Source organism: Microbispora sp. CL1-1 (genome assembly GCF_012034195.1).
Taxonomy (GTDB): Bacteria; Actinomycetota; Actinomycetes; order Streptosporangiales; family Streptosporangiaceae; genus Microbispora.
This window is the reverse complement of record NZ_JAATEK010000019.1, coordinates 114,000-132,179: the sequence shown is the minus strand read 5'-3', so window position 1 is coordinate 132,179 and position 18,180 is coordinate 114,000. Positions and strand designations below refer to the sequence as shown.

General features: G+C 70.6%; 14 protein-coding genes. 4 read left to right on the top strand and 10 right to left on the bottom strand.

What is annotated here, in order from left to right; all coding sequences use genetic code 11:
• Positions 1-77 precede the first annotated feature (77 nt).
• Complete coding sequence (locus HCK04_RS22450) at positions 78-1,079, bottom strand: zinc-dependent alcohol dehydrogenase family protein (RefSeq protein WP_142649338.1); 1,002 nt, start codon at positions 1,077-1,079, stop codon at positions 78-80.
• Positions 1,080-1,184: 105 nt separating this feature from the next.
• Here HCK04_RS22450 and HCK04_RS22445 point away from each other — a divergent pair, with 105 nt between their 5' ends.
• Positions 1,185-1,502: a helix-turn-helix transcriptional regulator gene (locus HCK04_RS22445; RefSeq protein ID WP_142649337.1), complete on the top strand. Its 318-nt coding sequence runs from the start codon at positions 1,185-1,187 to the stop codon at positions 1,500-1,502.
• On the opposite strand, the gene HCK04_RS22440 is transcribed toward HCK04_RS22445, so the two are convergent.
• Together HCK04_RS22440 and HCK04_RS22435 are read right to left on the bottom strand one after the other, a co-directional pair.
• Positions 1,481-2,371: a MurR/RpiR family transcriptional regulator gene (locus HCK04_RS22440; protein ID WP_142649336.1), complete on the bottom strand. Its 891-nt coding sequence runs from the start codon at positions 2,369-2,371 to the stop codon at positions 1,481-1,483. The genes HCK04_RS22445 and HCK04_RS22440 overlap by 22 nt on opposite strands.
• 186 nt (positions 2,372-2,557) lie before the next feature.
• Positions 2,558-4,036: a zinc carboxypeptidase gene (locus HCK04_RS22435; RefSeq protein ID WP_142649335.1), complete on the bottom strand. Its 1,479-nt coding sequence runs from the start codon at positions 4,034-4,036 to the stop codon at positions 2,558-2,560.
• A 541-nt stretch (positions 4,037-4,577) separates the two neighbouring features.
• Between HCK04_RS22435 and HCK04_RS22430 the strand changes: the two genes are divergently transcribed.
• Genes HCK04_RS22430 through HCK04_RS22420 form a run of 3 tightly spaced genes read left to right on the top strand, consistent with a single transcriptional unit; the run spans position 4,578 to position 8,172 of the window.
• Positions 4,578-5,201, top strand: coding sequence for a DUF4956 domain-containing protein (locus HCK04_RS22430; RefSeq protein WP_240971679.1), 624 nt, complete (start codon positions 4,578-4,580; stop codon positions 5,199-5,201).
• Positions 5,198-6,028, top strand: coding sequence for a polyphosphate polymerase domain-containing protein (locus HCK04_RS22425; protein WP_142649334.1), 831 nt, complete (start codon positions 5,198-5,200; stop codon positions 6,026-6,028). The genes HCK04_RS22430 and HCK04_RS22425 overlap by 4 nt, the downstream gene beginning before the upstream one ends.
• Complete coding sequence (locus tag HCK04_RS22420; protein ID WP_205830574.1) at positions 6,019-8,172, top strand: CotH kinase family protein; 2,154 nt, start codon at positions 6,019-6,021, stop codon at positions 8,170-8,172. Before HCK04_RS22425 ends, HCK04_RS22420 begins: the two co-directional genes overlap by 10 nt.
• Positions 8,173-8,359: 187 nt before the next feature.
• Here HCK04_RS22420 and HCK04_RS22415 read toward each other — a convergent pair whose 3' ends face one another.
• From HCK04_RS22415 to HCK04_RS22385, 7 genes are all read right to left on the bottom strand, one after another.
• The gene (locus HCK04_RS22415; RefSeq protein WP_142649332.1) at positions 8,360-10,204 is read right to left on the bottom strand and encodes a PQQ-binding-like beta-propeller repeat protein; all 1,845 of its coding nucleotides are present in this window, start codon (positions 10,202-10,204) and stop codon (positions 8,360-8,362) included.
• Between the two features lie 13 nt (positions 10,205-10,217).
• Positions 10,218-11,570, bottom strand: coding sequence for a hypothetical protein (locus HCK04_RS22410; protein ID WP_168066175.1), 1,353 nt, complete (start codon positions 11,568-11,570; stop codon positions 10,218-10,220).
• A gap of 519 nt (positions 11,571-12,089) precedes the next feature.
• Positions 12,090-13,184, bottom strand: a complete 1,095-nt coding sequence (locus HCK04_RS44300; protein WP_142649330.1) for a 2-oxo acid dehydrogenase subunit E2 — start codon at positions 13,182-13,184, stop codon at positions 12,090-12,092.
• Positions 13,177-14,172, bottom strand: a complete 996-nt coding sequence (locus tag HCK04_RS22400) for a transketolase C-terminal domain-containing protein (protein ID WP_168066173.1) — start codon at positions 14,170-14,172, stop codon at positions 13,177-13,179. The genes HCK04_RS44300 and HCK04_RS22400 overlap by 8 nt, the downstream gene beginning before the upstream one ends.
• Complete coding sequence (locus tag HCK04_RS22395; protein ID WP_142649329.1) at positions 14,157-15,104, bottom strand: thiamine pyrophosphate-dependent dehydrogenase E1 component subunit alpha; 948 nt, start codon at positions 15,102-15,104, stop codon at positions 14,157-14,159. The genes HCK04_RS22400 and HCK04_RS22395 overlap by 16 nt, the downstream gene beginning before the upstream one ends.
• Positions 15,101-16,588 carry a condensation domain-containing protein gene (locus HCK04_RS22390; protein ID WP_142649328.1) on the bottom strand — a complete coding sequence of 496 codons (1,488 nt, stop codon included), beginning with the start codon at positions 16,586-16,588 and terminating at the stop codon, positions 15,101-15,103. Before HCK04_RS22390 ends, HCK04_RS22395 begins: the two co-directional genes overlap by 4 nt.
• Positions 16,585-18,009 carry an AMP-binding protein gene (locus tag HCK04_RS22385; protein ID WP_260617371.1) on the bottom strand — a complete coding sequence of 475 codons (1,425 nt, stop codon included), beginning with the start codon at positions 18,007-18,009 and terminating at the stop codon, positions 16,585-16,587. Before HCK04_RS22385 ends, HCK04_RS22390 begins: the two co-directional genes overlap by 4 nt.
• Positions 18,010-18,180: the final 171 nt, after the last annotated feature.

The window sequence follows — 18,180 nt, the reverse complement described above, 5'->3', positions numbered from 1 at the left end:
TCGGGGGATGGCCGGTCAGCGAGGCGGCGATCAGCTCCGGCCGTACAGAGCCGGCAGTCGCACCACGCCACCAAGGCTCACTGACGCACAGTGAGCACGATCTTGCCGATCTGGGTGCCGGTCTCCATGTGCCGGTGTGCCTGCGCGACCTCCTCCAGCGGGAACAGGCGGTCCACCACCGGGCGGAAGGCGCCCGTGCGCAGGCCCGAGGCCACGAAGGCGACGGCGCGGCGCATCCGCTCGGGATCCTTGGTGATCTCCAGCACCGTGTACGTACGCATGTTCAGCGCGGGCATGCCCAGGTCGAAGCCCGGATAGGGCGTCGGCTGCCCGCTCTGCGCACCCCACAGCACCAACGTCCCGCCGGGGACGACGGCCCTCGCCAGTTCCGTCACGCCCGGTCCGGCGACGGCGTCGAAGACGTACGCGGCGCCCCTGCCGTCGGTCAGCTCAAGCACCCGCCCTGCGACGTCCTCCTCCTCGGAGATGACGACCTCGGCCGCGCCCTCCTCGATCAGCCGCCGGCTCTTGGCACGGGTGCGGGTGACGGCTATCGGCGTGGCCCCGACGCGGTTGGCCGTGTGGATCGCGGCCAGGCCGATGCTGCTGGACGCCGCGGTGATCACCGCCACGTCGCCCGCCCGCATCCCAGCCACCTCCGCCATGGCGCCGTAGGCCGTGAGGTAGGGCATCCACACGGCCGCACCGGTGACCGCGTCCACCCCGTCGGGACGGGACAGGAGCGCGGACGCCGGCACGATCGCCTGCTCGGCGTAGACGCCGTAGTCGTTCTGGGAGAAGAAGCCCGGCAGGACGCTGACCGCGTGGCCCTCCGCGAACCCGGCCACCTCCGGGCCGAGCGCCTCCACCACACCGGCCGCCTCGGTGCCGAGCGTGGCGGGCAGATGCTTCACCGGCTCGATGTACCGGTCGCGGCGGAACAGGATCTCGGCCCTGTTGACGCCGATCGCCTCCACCCGGATCCGCACCTCGCCCGGCCCCGGCTCCCCCGGCTCCAGGTCGTCCAGCCGCAGCACCTCGGGCCCGCCGATCTCGTGGAACCGCACCGTCTTCGACATGTCGTCGTCCTCCGCTCGTCGTGATCGCGGTCCGCTGTGTCGGTTCACTCTGCGGCGAAAGTACGATCGATGTCAAACTTTGATGGACGTCGTACTATGGCAGCCATGGGACGTACGCCACCGCATCCAGAGGTGTCACAGTTCGACTTCCAGCAGGTGCTGGAGGCCCTCGTTGATCCGGTGCGCCGGAGCATCGTCGCGCAGCTCGACGCCTCCGGCGTGGACATCCCGTGTGGGGGCTTCGACATCCCGGTCAGCAAGTCCACCGCCACCCACCACTTCAACGTGCTGCGTGAGGCGGGCCTGATCCGGCAGTACTACGTCGGGACGTCGCGGATGAACTCCCTGCGCCGCGCCGAGATGGACGAGATGTTCCCCGGCCTGCTCGACGCCCTGACGCGTCAGCCGGTCAGGAAGACCTGACGCTCGGCGGCCCGGTCGTCGAACGCCTCCAGCCGGGCCTGCCCCTCGGCATCGAGGGTGTCCAGCATGGTGTGCAGCAGGGCGGTGCACAGGACCGTCGCGGCGGCGTGGGAGTCGAACGCGAAGCCCGAGCTCACCGGGGCGAGCAGGACCTCGTCCGCGAGGTCGGTGAGCCGGCCCACCGGCTGGTCGGTGACGAGGGCGATCTTCAGCCGCACCCGCCGCGCCCAGACGAGTCCCTGCTCCAGCTCACGCGGATAGCGGGGCAGGCCGATGGCGAGCACCCAGGCGGCGCCCGACTCCGCCGCCCTGCTCAGCCGGTCTTCCATGATCGAGCCCGGCACGTCCAGCACGCGTACGTCCGGGAGCACCTTCTCGGCGAGGTAGCCGAACAGGTGCGCCAGCGGCGCGGAGATCCGCAGGCCCATGACCAGAAGCGGGCTCGACCCGGCCAGTTGACCCGCCACCCGCCGGAGCTGCCCGGGGTCGGCCAGGCCGTCGCGCAGCCGTTCGAGGTCGCGGATCTCGGAGGTGACCAGCTCCTGGATCTCGTTGTGGCGGTCGTCCGTCGCGGCCGGCTGCCGGTCGCCGAACACGGACGTACGCAGCGCCTCCCGGAACTCCGGGAACCCGCGGAACCCGAGCGCGGCGGCGAAGCGGGTGACCGACGGCTGGCTGACGCCGGCGCGCTCGGCGAGGTCCGCGCTGGTGAAGAAGACGGCCTCCTGCGCGTTGTCCAGCAGATAGCGGGCGATCCGGCGTTGGGACGGCGAAAGGCGGTGGCCGTCGAAGAGCGCGCGCAGGTTCGCGACGATCCGGGCGGCGTCCAGCACGGCGAGCGACCGGCCGGGCTCCGGAGCGTGCCTCATCCTGGACCACTCCCCTTCTTCGTGAAGTGACGGACCCGGTGACGGACCCGGTGACGGACCCGGTGACGGACACAGCTCCCGCCGGCCGGTCGCCTCACTCGTGAATCGCGAAGCGCCCGCCGGACGCAACGCCGCCGGGCGGCCCCCGCTGGGGACCGCCCGGCTTAGGTCACGTCGTGCTGTCGGTCAGTTCTTCGGGCCGTTGCCGTTGAACCTCTTCTTGCACTCCTGCAGCCGTACGTCGGCCTGCTCGCCCCGGTCGACGGTCACGTGCACCGTCTCGAGGATCTCGCCCGACGGACGGGCGCAGGTGAGCGTCCAGCTCTCCTTGATGAACCTGCCCGGCCCGGTGGCGACGACGCCCGACTCGGTGTAGGCCGGAGCCGGCCGTACGGACGGGTTGACGTGCCAGGCGAACTTGCCGTTGGTGGGGGCGACCAGCGTCGACTCCAGGCGGGTGGGCACCCTCTGGGGCGCGTCGAGGACGTTGTTCGCCTGGACGATCGGGGCGGTCCACAGGTCGAAGTCCTTGGTGATCTTCAGGACCGCACCCTTCGGCGCCTTGCCGGTGATGACCGAGTGCCCGGCCGGGTCGGCCGCGTACTCCAGGGCCACCATGAACGCCTCGCGGTTCGACTTGCCCTCGTAGCGGCCGGTGCCCGTGTAGTCCTCGATCACCTCGGAGTAGGTGTTGTTGGTCGACTGGGTCTTCATGATCTCGAAGGTGAACCCGAGGCCGCGGGTCGCGTAGTAGGACCAGTCGGGGGTCTCACCGGTCGTCTCGTAGTCGAAGCCCGACTTCATGCCCGTGTAGCCGTTCTCGGCCGTGATCGCGTCGGTGAGCGCGGCGTAGACGGCCTCGTCCGGGGCGTCGCCCGCGCGCTTCTCCAGCGGCGGACGGAGGACGGTGTGACCGGAGGTGTGATTCGTGATCAGGACCGTGACCTGGTTGCTCGTGGTCAGGTCCATGATGTTCTGCACTTCGGGCTCGGAGCCGGGCCCGGGGCCGCGGTTGGTGTTGTTGGACCCGGCGTTGCTGCCCCAGCCGAACGGGTAGTTGCGGTTGATGTCGACCCCGGCGTTGCTCGCGCACGTCGGGGACACCCCGCAGCTCGTACGCCGGTTGATGACGAACCCGTCGACGTTGACGACCGGGACGAAGATGACCCGCGCCGTGTCGAGCAGGCGGGTGATCCGGGGGTCCTTGCCGTCGTTGCCGATGAGGTCGTAGGCGAACTCCAGCGTGTGCTCGCCGGACGGCCATTCGTTGCCGTGGTGGACGCCCATCATCAGCAGGACCGGCTTGCCGTCGGCGGCCTCGACGTCGTGGGTGACCTCGATGCCGTACACCTCCCGGCCCTGGCGGGTCTTGTGCGGCAGCGTGATGTGCTTGACGAGGCCGGGGTGCCGGGCGCTCAGCGCCAGCATCTCGTTGTTGTAGTCGTCGATCGTCCGGTAGGTCGTCCGTCCGCTCGGCAGGCTCGGCGCCTGCTGCTGGACGACCGCCTGGGAATCCGCGGTGGCGGCGACATCGGCACCGGCGGCCGGAATTCCGAGACCGCCCAGAAAACCGACGCCAAGCGCCAGCGTGAGAACGCGTTTCCCGAGGGCGGAACGCTTTCCGGGGACAGAGGCAGTGGAGGGGGACGTGCCTCCTGAAGACATGCTGAACCTTTCTCGGCCGCGGACGAGCGGGAAACGAAAACGCGTCCTTTTCTCCGGGCCGTCTTTCGGCAGCTCGCGACGCCCCCCGAACCGTCGCCGGCTGCAAAGTTTCAGTAAGTCTGCGGGGTGAATGGGATCATGTCAACCACTGCTCGAAAGCCTTCTCCGCACACACCGAAAGGGCGCCGGTGATTTTCCGCACCGATATGTGACGCGCTGTGTGCGCGTTCCGCGCGCGGGCGGGGCCGCGGACACGGCGGCACAGACGGCCGGGCGGGGGCGATGATCGGTGCCGGCCGGTCTGAGGATCTCGATTTTCCGACCCGTCAGGGTGAAAGTTTCAGCGGCATACGTCCCGCTTCGAAGCGCCCTTCACTCGCGACAAACGACGGCGTACATGCCTTTGTCAAGGTCAACCAGGGAGCTTCCGGCGATTCTGACAAGATGGCGTATCAGATGTTCATTGACTGGTCACCCGGGATTCACCTATTGTTCCACTCGGGATCCCGAAACTTTCTCTCTTTGTCCGAAAGTTTCAGCCATGCCTGGAGGAACGAACATGGTGGCGCAGCTCGTCCTGTTCGCGATCGACATCTGCGCGGTGGTGTTGCTCGTCTTCGGGCTCTATTTCCCACGGCACCGCCGGCGGGATCTGGTCGTCTCCTACCTTGGGGTCAACATCGGTGTCCTCGCCGTCGCGAGCGCGCTCAGCTCCAGCGACGTCGGCGCCGGGCTCGGGCTGGGAATGGCGCTGTTCGGCGTGCTGTCCATCATCCGGCTGCGCTCGACCGAGCTCGACCAGCACGAGGTCGCCTACTATTTCTCGGCCCTCGCCCTGGGCATCCTCGGCGCGGTGAGCACCTCCTCGGTGTGGCTCGGCGGCGGCATGATGGCGCTCATCGTCGCGGTGATGTTCCTCGGCGACCATCGGCGGCTGTTCCGGAACTACCGGCATCAGATCCTGGTGCTCGAATCGGCCTTCACCGATCATGTCGCGCTCGTCGCGCACCTGGAGCGGCTCCTCAATGCCCGGGTGCACGCCGTCACCGTCCAGCGGCTCGACCTGGTCAACGAGACCACCGTGGTCGACGTCCGGTACGCGCTGGCCGACCGGGCGCCGGCCACAGAACCCGAGGCGCCCGCGCCCGCCGGAGCGCACCGATGACCACGACGTCCATCGGACCGTCCCTGGCACGACTGACGCCCGTCGGGCTCGACGAGCTGGTCGACCGGGCCGCGTTGCAGACCAGGGTGGACCGCAAATATCTGGTCCCGGCAGAGGCGCTGCCCCACCTGCTGGAACGGCTCGTGCCGTACGCCCGGGCGCTGGACATCGACGGCGAGCGCACCTTCCGCTATCAGTCGGTGTATTTCGACACCCCGCAGCTGACCAGCTACCACAGCACGGCCTATCGCAGGCGACGGCGTTTCAAGGTGCGCACCCGCACCTATCTCGACTCCGCCCAATGCTGGCTGGAAGTAAAGATCAACGGCGCGCGGGGCAGCGTCACCAAGCACCGGTTGCCCTACGACCCCCGGGACCGCGACACGGTGGACCCCGGACGCGACTTCGTGAACGAGGCGCTCGCCCGCGAGTCGATGAGCGCCGCCGCCCAGAGCTCCCTCGACCCGGTCCTGGTGACCGAATATCAGCGCGCCACCCTGTTGCTGCCGGACACGGCGAGCCGCGTCACCCTCGACACCCGACTCGCCTGGCGGCACGACGGCCACGCGCTGCGACTGCCCGGCCTCGCCGTGGTCGAGACCAAGAGCGCCTCGGCCGCCACGCCGGTCGACCGCCTGCTGTGGCGGGCCGGGTTGCGACCCGCCCGCATCTCCAAGTACGCCACCGGTCTGGCCGCGCTCCGCCCCGACCTGCCCGACGCCCCATGGCGGCGGACGCTGCGCCGCCACTTCCACGGCACCGTGTCGCCGACGGACCCGGCGCCGGACATCTCCCACCGCCCCGAACAGGAGGCATCGTGCGTCTGACGCTCCGCAATACCGGCGTCACGGCGGCTCGCCGCGTCACAAGGACCGCGGTCGCCGCCGTGCTCCTCACCGGGCTCCTCGCCGGCCCCCTCAACGCGTACCCGTCGTCGGCCGGATCGGCCACCAGCACGGCTGCGACCTCAGCCGCCGCGGCCGCAGCGGCCGCAGCGGCGGACGACCTGACCGGCGACATCGCATTCTCCGTGCCGAGCCGCACCTTCCAGGGACAGATCTCGGTGTCGCTGAGCACCGCGATCAGCGGCGCGCAGATCCGCTACACCACCGACGGAAAGCCGCCCACCGCGCAGTCGGCGCTCTACGGTGGCCAGCCGCTGCAGTTCACCCGCACCACCCAGCTGCGCGCACAGGCGTTCGTCGGCGGCACGGCGTCCGGGAAGCCCGGAACGGCCATGTACGTCGCCACCTCCGTCACCACGGCCCACGACCTGCCGCTGGTCCTGATCGACTCGTACGGCAAGGGCAAGCCCGGCCGGGACTACCTCGACGCCGCGACCATGATCTTCGCCCCGGGCAGCGGCGCGACGACGTCGCTGAACGCGGCTCCGGCGGTCGCCACCCGCGCCGGCTTCCACCTGCGAGGGCAGTCGTCGGCCTCGTTCGAGAAGGCGCCCTATCGCCTGGAGTTCTGGGACAACGACAACGACGACGCCGACTATCCGGTGCTGGGGATGCCCGCCGACTCCGACTGGGTGCTGCGCGGGCCGTTCCCCGACAAGTCGCTGATCCGCGAGGCCCTGGTCTACGACCTCGGCAAGGAGATGGGGCTGCAGGTCCCCCGGTATCGGTTCGTGGAGCTCTACCTCAACACCGACTCCAATCCGGTGGGCGCCGACGACTACATGGGCGTCTACATGCTCGAGGAGACGATCAAGGACTCGAAGAACCGCCTCGACCTCAAGCAGCTCGACGAGGACGACACGACCCTTCCCAAGATCACGGGCGGGTACATCTGGAAGTTCGAGTGGATGGCCGCGGAGGAGCCGACGCTGCCGTGCAGCGGGTCGTCGTCCACCTGCTGGAGCTACCTCGAAGTCGTCGACCCCTCGCCGCTGCAGCCGCAGCAGAAGGACTGGCTGCGGGGCTACATCCAGGAATTCCACAACGTGCTGCACTCGCAGAACTTCGCCGACCCGGACACCGGCTATCAGGCGTACATCGACGTGGGCTCCTTCATCGACCAGATGATCATCTATGAGCTGAGCCGGAACATGGACGCGTACTACCGCAGCGCCTACTTCTACAAGGACCGGAACACCAAGATCTTCGCCGGGCCGCTGTGGGACTACGACCTCACGTTCGGCGTGGGCGGGTTCTTCCAGAACGACCAGACCTCGGGCTGGCAGTATCAGCAGCCCCGGCAGCCGATCGCCTTCGACTGGTTCACCCAGCTCCTGCGGGATCCGGCCTTCGTCGACCAGGTCAAGGCGCGCTGGCAGGAGCTGCGCCGCGGCGTGCTGTCCGACGCCGCGCTGCAGAGCAGGATCGACGCTCTCGCCCAGCCGCTGACCAACGCCGCGCAGCGCAACTTCCAGCGCTGGCCGAACCTCACGACGCGCACGATCGGCTTCTTCATCACCCCGACCGCGTCCACCTGGCAGGGGCAGGTGCAGTACCTGCGCGACTGGACGCTGCGCCGCGCGGCCTGGCTGGACTCGACGGCGGCATGGGGCGGTCCGGTCGCCTCGCCGAGCCCGAGCCCCTCCCCCAGCGTCTCGCCGAGCGCCTCTCCCAGCCCGTCGCCCAGCGTCTCACCGAGCGCCTCTCCCAGCCCGTCGCCCAGCGTCTCGCCGAGCCCGTCGCCCAGCCCCTCGCCGTCCGGCGGGGCGTCCGGCGCCTGCTCGGCGACGGTCCGGGTGGTGAGCTCCTGGCCCGGCGGCTTCCAGGGTGAGGTCACGGTGAGCGCGGGCAACGCGGCGATCAACGGCTGGACCGTGAAGTGGACCTGGCCCGGCGGACAGACCATCACCCAGCTGTGGGGAGGCCTGAACTCCGGCTCCGGCTCGGCCGTGACGGTGCGCAACGAGTCGTGGAACGGCTCGCTCGCGGCCAACACGACCACGACCTTCGGTTTCCTCGGCAACGGTTCGGCCGTCGCACCGACGGCCACCTGCACCAGCCCATGACCTGATGGCATCCGGCGGGGTCCCGTCCACCGGACGGGACCCCGCCGCGCACCGGCAGCACCGCAGGCGACAGGGCCGGATTGCCGGCGAGACCGCACAGGACGGAGTTCACCCGGACATACCGCCCTGCCGCGCGATCAGCCCGCTATGCGGGTTCCCGGCCGCAGCCATCCGGCACCGGCCCCGGTCAGCTCTCCTTGGTCTGGAGGTAGACGACCGCGTGCTTCACGGCGCCGACCGAAGTCCACGGCACGATGATGACGGCGCCGTCGCGCTCGAAGACCCGTGCGCCGTCTCCCTCGGTGCCGTACTTCTGCGGCAGCTCCGCCACCTGCGTCGCCTTGCCGGTCGCCGCGTCCAGGCGGACGAGCCGGGGAGGCAGGTCACGCCAGTCGCCGGCCTCCAGGGCGAGCAGGCCGTGGTCGTCGGCCCGGACGGGGTTCAGCATCGTGGGCTTGGTGCCGGACGACTCCCACACCTGCTTGCCGGTCTTGAGGTCGAAGGCGAGCGCCTTGTCACCCGATCGCGCCTTGTCCGGCACGTTCTCCGGGAAGGTCATGAGATAGAGGCGGTCGCCGTGCACGGCATAGCGGCGCTGCTCGAACAGCCCGTCCACGAACGCGACCGTGTTCATGGCGAGCATGTCCACCTTGCCGGTCGTGAACTCGCTGAGCTTGCCGCCTCGGTCGTCGAAGGCCGTGAAGGTGTTCTTGTCGCCCTCCTCCTGGCTGACGATCACCGGATCGGCCGACAGCACCCTGGCCATGAGCCTGAACTCGGCCGTCTTGTAGCGCCACAGGGGCGCGCCACTCTTCGGGTCGAGCGCCTGCACGAAGTTGCCCGACCCCTCGAAGGTGCAGTCGAGGAGCAGGGCCACCCTGGCCGCCGCCGCGTTCACGTCCTTGACGTGGCAGCCCTCGGGCAGCCGCGCCGTCCACTGCTTCGCGCCGTTCGACAGGTTGTAGCCGGACAGGACGTCGTTCGCGTACACCACGGCGACGTCGCCCGCGCTCATGATCCGGGGCACGATGAGCGAGTTGGCGATCCGGGACTTCTCGGCCGGGATCTTGGTCTTCCAGGTGATCTTTCCTGCCGCGGTGTCGACGCCGGCCAGGTGGTCGCACAACTGGTCGCTGCCGTACGCCACGGCGCCCTTGCCGTTCGCCAGGTCGGCGGTGGCACCGCAGAGCTGGTCACCGGGCGACGGGGCGCCCCAGGCGCGCTTGCCCGAGGCCAGGTCGTAGGCGAGCACCCCGTCTCGCTGCACCCGGATCACCGTCTTGTCGGTCAGCCAGCCCGCGAACGCGAGCCCCTGGGTGAAGTCCATGCTCTCGGCGCTCGCGAGCGGGACGGACCACTCCCCCACGCCCCCGCCGGAACCGCTGCCCGAGCCGCCGCGCGCGACGAACCAGGCGGTCCCCGCGCCCACCGCCAGCAGCACCACCAGCCCGAGCGCGACGAACAGCGTCGTCTTGCCCTTGCCGCCGGGTGCCTGCGGCTGTGCTTGTGGCTGCGACGGGAGCTGGGGCGCAAACCCCTGGGCCGGCTGTCCCGGAGCGCCATAGCCCTGGCCGGGATAGCCCCCCTGCTGACCTGTGTAACCCTGCTGTCCCGTGTAACCCTGCTGACCGGGGTAGCCCTGCCCGCCCGGATACGCCTGCTGACCGGGGTAGCCCTGCTGCTGCGGCCAGGATTGCTGCGGGTACGGCGCGCCCGGGTAGCCCGGGCCCCAGGGCGTGCTCTGGCCGGGCGGTCCGTACGCCGGAGGGGCCGGGGCCTGCGGGCCGGGCCCGGTCTGCCCCGACGGCGCGGGCTGACCCCATTGCCCCTGGCCACCCTGTTGCCCATGAGCCGGCTGCCCGTATGCCGGCTGCCCGTGTGCCGGCTGCCCGTGTGCCGGCTGCCCGTGTGCCGGCTGGCCGTACGCCGGCTGGCCGGGACCGTGGGGATACTGCGGCGGAGTGGGCGGCGGAGTGGGGAGCGGAGGCGGAGTGGGCCCGCCGTACGGGTTCTCGTCGTGCTGGTCCGTCATGCCTGTCCCCCGATCACGCGAGCTGGGCGCGGACGTAGCCCGCCCACTGCCGCTCGAAATCCGCCTTCGAGACGCCGAGCACCTGGAAGAGTGCGGCTTCGCTGTCGTCGCCCGGTGCCCGGTAAGCCGCGACCACGCCCTCGACCAGCTTCCGCTCGCCGTACTTCTGGGCGATGAACCGCATGGCCAGATGCCCCATGAGGTAGTTGACGCTGGTCATCTGCTTGAAGTCCCAGAGGGGATTGGTCGGCAGCTTCCCGTCGAACGGCATGGCGAGCCGTCCTGCCAGGTAGGCACGGCCCTCCGCGTACCGCCGGTTCTGCGTGATCGGCTGGTCGCGGCCTGCCACATACTCGGCGAAGCCCTCGGTGATCCAGTTCGCCCGGCCGAACAGGGCGAACTGCGCGCTGTCGAGCCCGGCGACGAGCGAGTGCGCGAGCTCGTGCTCGGAGATCTCCGTGATCCCCTGCTCGTCCTCGAAGAACGCGGACGTCGTGTCCATGACGACGCGGGTGCCGCCGATCTTCACGGTGTCGTTCGCGAGCCCCCAGCGCGGCATCGGGATCGAGACGCCGTCCTCGTTCGCCTTGGCCGTACGGAACAGCTTGCCGAGCTGGGTCTTCCCCTTGACCAGCGCCACCACGAAGCCGCTCGGCACGGCCGCGTTCGGATCGCCGTTCTTCTGCCAGAAGGCGAGGTCGCTCGTGGTGGCGGCGGAGACGGTCGGCGCGACGCGCCGGGCCATGGCGGCGTCCTCCGGCCTGGCGAGGACGAGGCTTGAGCCCGCCTTCTCCACCACGATGTCGGGCCAGATGTCCCATGGCCCGGGGAAGTACATGGTCTTCGACGCCTCGCCGCTGATCGTCGGCGGTGCGCCCTCCACCTTCGTCACGACCAGGGGCGCGTTCGGCGACGCCTTCTCGATGGTCCAGCGATACCACTCGGACACCGGACGCAGATCGATCCCGGCGAACCGGTGGACGAACGCGACGTCCTGCGTGAACTTCACGCCCCGCCCGAAACTGTCCTGAGCCCGGCCCTGGCGGCGCAGCACCTCGTAGGACTTCTCTGCCAGCGGCATCTTGCTCAGGTTGGCGAAGACTCTCGTCTGGTCGCGGATGAGCGCGGCGTTCTTCTGGTCGAAGATCGAGGTGAACGCCTTGGCGTCGCCCGAGGCCAGCGCCTTGGTGTGCGCCTGGACCAGGTCGCGGATCTCGTCGTCCTTCACCACGACCGTGTTCGGGTCGGCGGCGGGATCACCGGTGGCATCGCCCGTGGCGTCGCCGCCGGAGCCGCCTCGCAGGACGAAGCCCACCCCCGCGCCCACCGCGACGACGAGGACGAGGGCCAGGATGCCGAGCGTCACCCACAGCCCGGTCTTGCTCCGGGGTCCGGGAGGCGGCGGAGGCGGAGGCCTCCACTGCTGTGGCGGAGCCTGCCACTGCTGCTGCTGCTGTGGCGGAGGCCCGTACTGCCACTGCGGCGGCGCGGATGGTGGAGGTGGTGGAGGTGGTGGTGGAGATTGCGACTGCCACTGCGGCGGCGGCTGAGGCGGATACTGCTGATAACCAGGCCCCGTCGTCACTCTTGCCCCGTAAATGCTCAGAGTTATCGAAAGGCATAAAGCGTATCAGTGGCCAAGAAGCGGGCATCGGCGCTTCCCTCAACGCGCCACACCCCCGCCGAGATACTCTCTGACCAGGCGATTCGCATCTCTCGAACGAATGCTCCGAGCTCTCGCCGCCAATCCACGGCGACTGGAACGATCCATTACCGGTCACTTCGCAGTTCACTCCCTCTATCAGGCCTCGGGAATGCCGGAATAACGCCGATCCCGCCGATCGAAATCGTTGAAGATCAAACTTCCGGTCTTGATCGTTTAAGATCAGGCGAGCGCTTCGACCATGGTCTTGAGCGCGTTCAGGAAGAGGGCGGCGTCCCTGCCGTTGATCAGGCGGTGATCGTAGGCCAGGCCGACGTCGGCGAGGGTTCCGTCGCGCGGCCCGGGGACGGCGAGCGCGCAGACGGTGCCGGGATAGACGAACGGGATCGCCAGCACGACCCCGTGCTCGGTGTGCAGGGTGACGACGAAGTTGGCGCCGGACAGGTCGCCTTCCGTGAACTCGCCGGTGGTGGCGGCCAGCCGGTGCTTCATGAGGATGGTCGCGATGTCCTTCGTCGTACGGCTCGCCGCGTCGTGGACGACGGGGACGTACAGCCCCTCGCCGACGTCGACGGTGACGCCGATGTGGGGGACCTCGGACAGCAGCGCCCGGTCGGCGCCGTTCCCAGTGGCCTCGTCCACAGTGGCGAAGAACAACGGGAACCGCTCGTGCAGGCCCGCGACGGCCTGGACGAACACCTCCGCGAGCCCCACCGGACGGCGGATCTCCCTCGTCGTGGCCCGCGCGTACTCCAGCGCCGGACCGAGATCCATGCGCACCACGGCGTACGCGGCGGGGATGGTCCGGCGGGACAGCTCGACGGACCTGGCCACGGCCCGCTGCACCCGCGAAAGCCGGTGCTCGCCACGGGTCTCGCCGCCGGAGGGTGCGGCGGCCAGGCGTTCGACGTCGGCCCGCCGCACGACGGCGACGCCGAGCGCCCTGACCCGGTCGAGGCCGATGCCGAGCTCGTCGATGAGCGCCTGCGCGGGAGCCGTGATGAGCGGCGCCGGCTCGTCGGCCGCGGCCTGCTGTTCCGCGGCCTGCGCGGCCGGGGCCGGAGCGTCGCGCTCGGGCGGGCCCGGAGCGTCGCCGATCGCGGCGATCACGTCGTCCGGGCGGCACCAGGCTCCCGGCCGCAGCCGATGCCGCAACACCCCGGCGGCGCCCGCGGTGAGCTCCTCGGCGGCCTTGGACGTCTCCACCAGCGCGACCGCGTCGTCCTCCGCGACCTGCGCGCCGTCGGGGGCGAGCCACTCGACCAGGAGATATTCGGTGTCGTTGTTGTTCAGCTTCGGCACGCGGAGCTCAGCCACGCAGGGCCTCCCTGATCGCGCTGTGGATCGTGGACTCGTTCACGAGGGCCGCCCGTTCGAGGTGCGCGGCCGTGGGGATGACTCCGCCGGCGGAGTGAATCAGCGTGACCGGTTGGGCCAGCCGCCCCCAGTGCCTCCGGTGGACGACGTGGGCCACCTCGGCGCCCCATGTCCCCCCTGCGGTGCTCTCCTCGACGACGAACACCCGGCGCGCCGCCCGGATGTCCGCGTCGGCGTCATCCGGCAGGTCGAACGGATAGAGCCTGGACGGCACCAGCAGCGTGCAGGCGATCTCCTCCTCGACCAGCAGCGAGCGCATCGCGGCCAGCGTCCGGTGCGCCACCCCGCCGGGGGCGATGACCACGCAGTCGGGCGGGCCGTCGATGGACACCCTGGCCACGCCGCCGGAGACCGCCACCGAGAACGGCGGCTCCACGACACCCATCGGGCGCGTGTAGAGCACCTTGTCCTCGAAGAACACGCACGGCTCCGCCCGGGCGAACATCTCCTCGAACACGGCCAGGTTGTCGTGGAACGGCGACAGCTCATAGACGGCCAGGTTGGGGATGCCCACGAAGTGTTTCTGCAGGCTCTGGCTGTGGGTGTGCCCATAACCACGCCCGCCGCCGACCGGGCAGCGCACGACCATGCGCATCGGCAGGCGCGAGCCGTACATGGAGACCGATTTCGACGCGAAGTTGAGCAACTGGTCGAAGGCGAGCGCGGCGAAGTCGCCGAACATGATCTCCACGATCGCCAGGTCTCCCGACAGCGCGAGCCCGGCGGCGATGCCGGTGACGGCGTTCTCGCTGATCGAGGTCGACAGGACGCGGTCGGGGAAGCCGGTGGACAGCCCTCGGGTGATCTTGAAGGCGCCGCCGTACGGATCGGCGACGTCCTCTCCCAGCACGTAGAGGTCCGGCTCCCGGGCGAGCAGGGCGGCCAGCGCCGCGTTCAGGTTCTCCGCGACCCTCACGACCGCTCCCATCGCGCCGCCTCCCACTGGGACTGCCCCCGCGCCGTGACCTCGGCGGCGACCGCGTCGATGTGCGCGCGGGCCTCCGCGTCGAGCCTCCGGAAGCGGCCGGGGCAGGCCGCCGCGCACCGCGCGTACCAGTCCTGCTCGCGCAATGCCTGTACGGCCTGGGCGGGCCGGGTGTCGTCGCCCTTGCTGTGCGGCCCGAGGCGCCGGGTGACGAACTCGACCACGAGCGGTGTCGAGCGGGAGCGGACCCGCGCAACGAGAGGTTCGAGCGTGCGGCGGATCTCGGCGACGTCTGAGGTGCCGACCAGGTGGTGGTCGATGCCGAACGCCGCCGCCCGGCCCGCGATGCTCCCCGCCAGGTGCCGCGACGTGGGCGTCGACTGGGCGATGCCGTTGTTCTCGACCACGACGAGCAGCGGCAGCGCCCACAGGGACGCGATGTTCAGCGCCTCGTAGACCGCGCCCTCGCCGAACGTGCCGTCGCCGACGTACACGCAGGCGAGACGGCCGGGCTCGGCCCGCTTGAGGTGCAGCGCGACGCCCGTGGCGACGGGCAGGCTCTCGCCCTGCACACCTGTGGACAGGAACCGGTCTCTGCGGATGTGCTGGCTGCCGCCGACCCCGGCGCAGACGGCCCCCTCCCTGCCCATGATCTCCGCGAGCAGCCCGGCGGGGTCGCGGAAGCGTGCCAGGTAGTGTCCGTGCCCGCGGTGGTTGCTGAACACGTGGTCACGCGGGTCGAGCAGCGCCTCGATGGCGACCGGGATGTACTCCTGCCCGAGGCAGGTGTGGGTCGTGCCGTTGAGCAGGCCCCTGCCGTAGAGGTCGAGCAGCTTCAGCTCGAACGCCCGGATCATCAGCATGAGCGAGAGATCGGCGTCGTCCGGCGCTCGCGCGGGCGAGGCGTCCGGATCGGCCGTGGCGGGCCGCGTCATCCGCGGATCACCTGGAGCACACCGGCGATCGTCGGGTTGTCGAAGAAGTCGTCCAGGTCGACCTCCACACCCAGCCGCTTGCGCATGCGGGCGATGATCTGCGTGATGGTCAGCGAGTGGCCGCCGAGCTCGAAGATGTCGTCGTGCGGCTCGATCGGAGCGAGCTTGAGCACCTCCTCCCAGATGGCGCGGATCTCGGCCGCCAGCGGGTCGTCGAGATCCACGTCGGCGCCGCCGTCCTCCGGCGCCGCCTCCGCTGTCGAGGAGCTGGGGACGGGCCAGGCGACCACGGGCCCCCGGGTCGGCAGCATCTCCAGGGGCCGGGCGGGGTCCTGGGCGATCGCCGCCAGCACCGCCCGCAGGTCGTCGGCGAATCCGGCCTGGTCGGTCAGCTCGCCGGGGTCGTAACGCAGACTCGCGCTCATTCCAGTCGCCGGGTCGTCGCCCGTACGGACTGCGGGGTCGAGGACCTGGAGTTGCAGGGCCCCGCGCACCGCGTGGTTGAACGCCAGCCAGTCGACCTCGCCGAACCCTGCGGTCGCACCTGTGGTCAACGGGCCTCGGCGGTAGCTGACCGACACGGGAGCCAGCGCCGCGTGCGGCTTGAGCCCGGCGACCACCCTGGCCAGCGGGACCTCGCGATAGGCGTACAGGCTCCTGAGCTCGGCGCGCAGCGCGGCGGCGAACGTCACGAACGGCGCGTCGGCCGGCGGGCTGGAGAAGACCGGCAGCTCGTTGACGAAGGGGCCGATGTGTCCCTCCGCCTCGGCGGTGCGGGTCGACAGGTCGACCGCGGTGACGACGTCGGCGTTGCCGTACGACATGAGGAGCGCGTGCAGCGCCGCGAGCAGCACCTCGAACCTGGTCAGACCGGGCAGGGCGGGAACGTCGAGCGGGAACTCCAGCAGGCGTCCCGGACCGCCCCGGCGGGAGCGCAGCGCCCCTCCCGGCACGACCACCTCGCCCGGGTCGCGCCATCTGTCCGCCCAGAACGCGCGTGCCTCGCCGAGCAGGGCCGCCACCCGCTCCCGCTGCCCCTCCGCATAATCCAAGGGAGCGAGCGGCGGCGGCACGGCGCCGGTCGCGAAGGCGGCGAGATCGGCCACCAGGACGTCCTTGGACCCGCCGTCGAAGACCAGGTGGTGGGCGACGACCACGAGGGTGTCGCCGACGAGCGTGAAGCGGACGAGCGGGCCGTTCTCCAGGTCGAAGGGCCGCACGACGGCCTCCTCCACCGACTCGCCCGTCTCCAGCGACGGAAGCCGGGCGGCGGGCACCAGGTGGGGCACGCCGTCGTGCTCGCGCACGGCCCGGCCCAGCAGCGGATGCCGCTCGACCACCCGCGCGCACGCCGCGGCCAGCACGGCGGGATCGGGAGCCGACGAGCCGTCGAAGCGGATCACGATCGGCATGTGGTAGGCCGACCCCGCCCCCATCCGCTCGGTGACCCACATCCCATGCTGGGCGAACGAGACCTGCGTCATGGTGCGACCTCTCGGAGTGAGCGCTTGTCGACCTTGCCGCCGTTGTTGCGGGGCAGGGCGTCGAGGGTGATGAGCCGTACGGGAAGCTCGTGCGGGGCCAGCAGGTCCTTCAGGAAGATCCGCAGCTCCTCGTGAGCTACGGTCCCGACGACGGCGACCGCGACGGCCTTGCCGAGGGTGGGGTGCGGCACCCCGAAGGCGGCCGCCTCGACCACGCCGGGATGGCGGTGCACGGCCTCCTCTACGTGGATGGTGGACACCTTGTAGGCCCCCGACTTGATCACGTCGCTCTCGCGGTCGACCAGGTAGAGGTAGCCGTCGTCGTCGAGGTAGCCGAGGTCTCCCATGCGCACCCAGCCGCCGCGGAAGACCTCGCCGGTGGCGGCCTCGTCGCCGTAGTAGGCGCGGGTGGCGGCCGGCGACCGCATCCAGACCTCGCCGGTCGTGCCGGGCGGCAGCGCCCCGCCGTCCGCCGCGGCGATCCGCACGGCCCCGCCGGAGACCGGGCGGCCCACGCTCGACGGCCGCTCGGGATCGTAGATCATCACGGTCTGCGCGGGCGCGGCCTCGGTCGAGGTGTAGTAGTTCGTGATCGTCGCGTTGGGGAAGGCGGCGCAGAGATCGCCCGCGACCCGCGCGGGCAGCGGCGCCGCCGCCGAGCCGAGCAGCAGCACGCTCGACAGGTCGTGCCTGGCCTGCACCCCGGCGGCGAGCATCTCGATCGCCATGGCGGGCACCACGAAGACCGTGCCCGCCCGGTAGTGCTCGATCAGCGCGGCGAACCTGCCGGGCGTGAACCGCGGCAGCGTCACCACCTCGGGATGCGCGTCCACGGCGTTGACCAGCATCCACTGGCCGGCGTTGGTGCCGATGGGGAACGCGTGCGCGAGATGCCGTGAGTGGGTGAACGGCCTGCGGCGGCCCCCGCAACCGTGGGCCAGGTTCGCGTGGGTGGCGGCGACCCCCTTGGGCCGTCCCGTGGTGCCGGATGTGTAGAGGATCTGCGCCGGGTCGCCGGGCCCCACCGGTTCGAGGTCCCCGCATCCGCCGTCCCCGCCACTCTCGGCTCCTTCGGCGTACGGCACCTCGCCCGGCCGCAGCACCGCCGTCGCGCCGCAGTGCGCGAGCATCGCGTCGACGTCGGCGGCGGCCAGGCGGTCCGAGAGCGGCACGGCGACCGCCCCCGCGTCGAGGACGCCGAAGAAGGCGACCGCGTAGTCCAGCCAGTCGCCGTTGCCGAACACGAGGCCGACCCGGTCGCCGCGCCCGATCCCCCGGCCGCGCAGCGCCCGGGCCACGCCGCGGGCCCGGTGCTCCCATTCGCCGAAGGTCAGCGAGCCCGCGCCGTGCACGGTCATCGCCACCCGGCCGGGATCGGCGGCGGCCCGCTCCCGGAGCAGGCCGGGAAGAGTCTTGCTCACGATCGGCTCCCGGAGTCGCCAGGTCGAGAATCGCCGGATCAGAGGCCGTGATCTATCCGACTTCTAATAAGAAAGTTTACTAATTAAACTCTTGCGCCAGTCTGACATGAGCCCGCCGAAAGGGGCAACCCCCCGAGTTCGAGACGCCGCCGGAGAAGCCTTGCGGGTGGC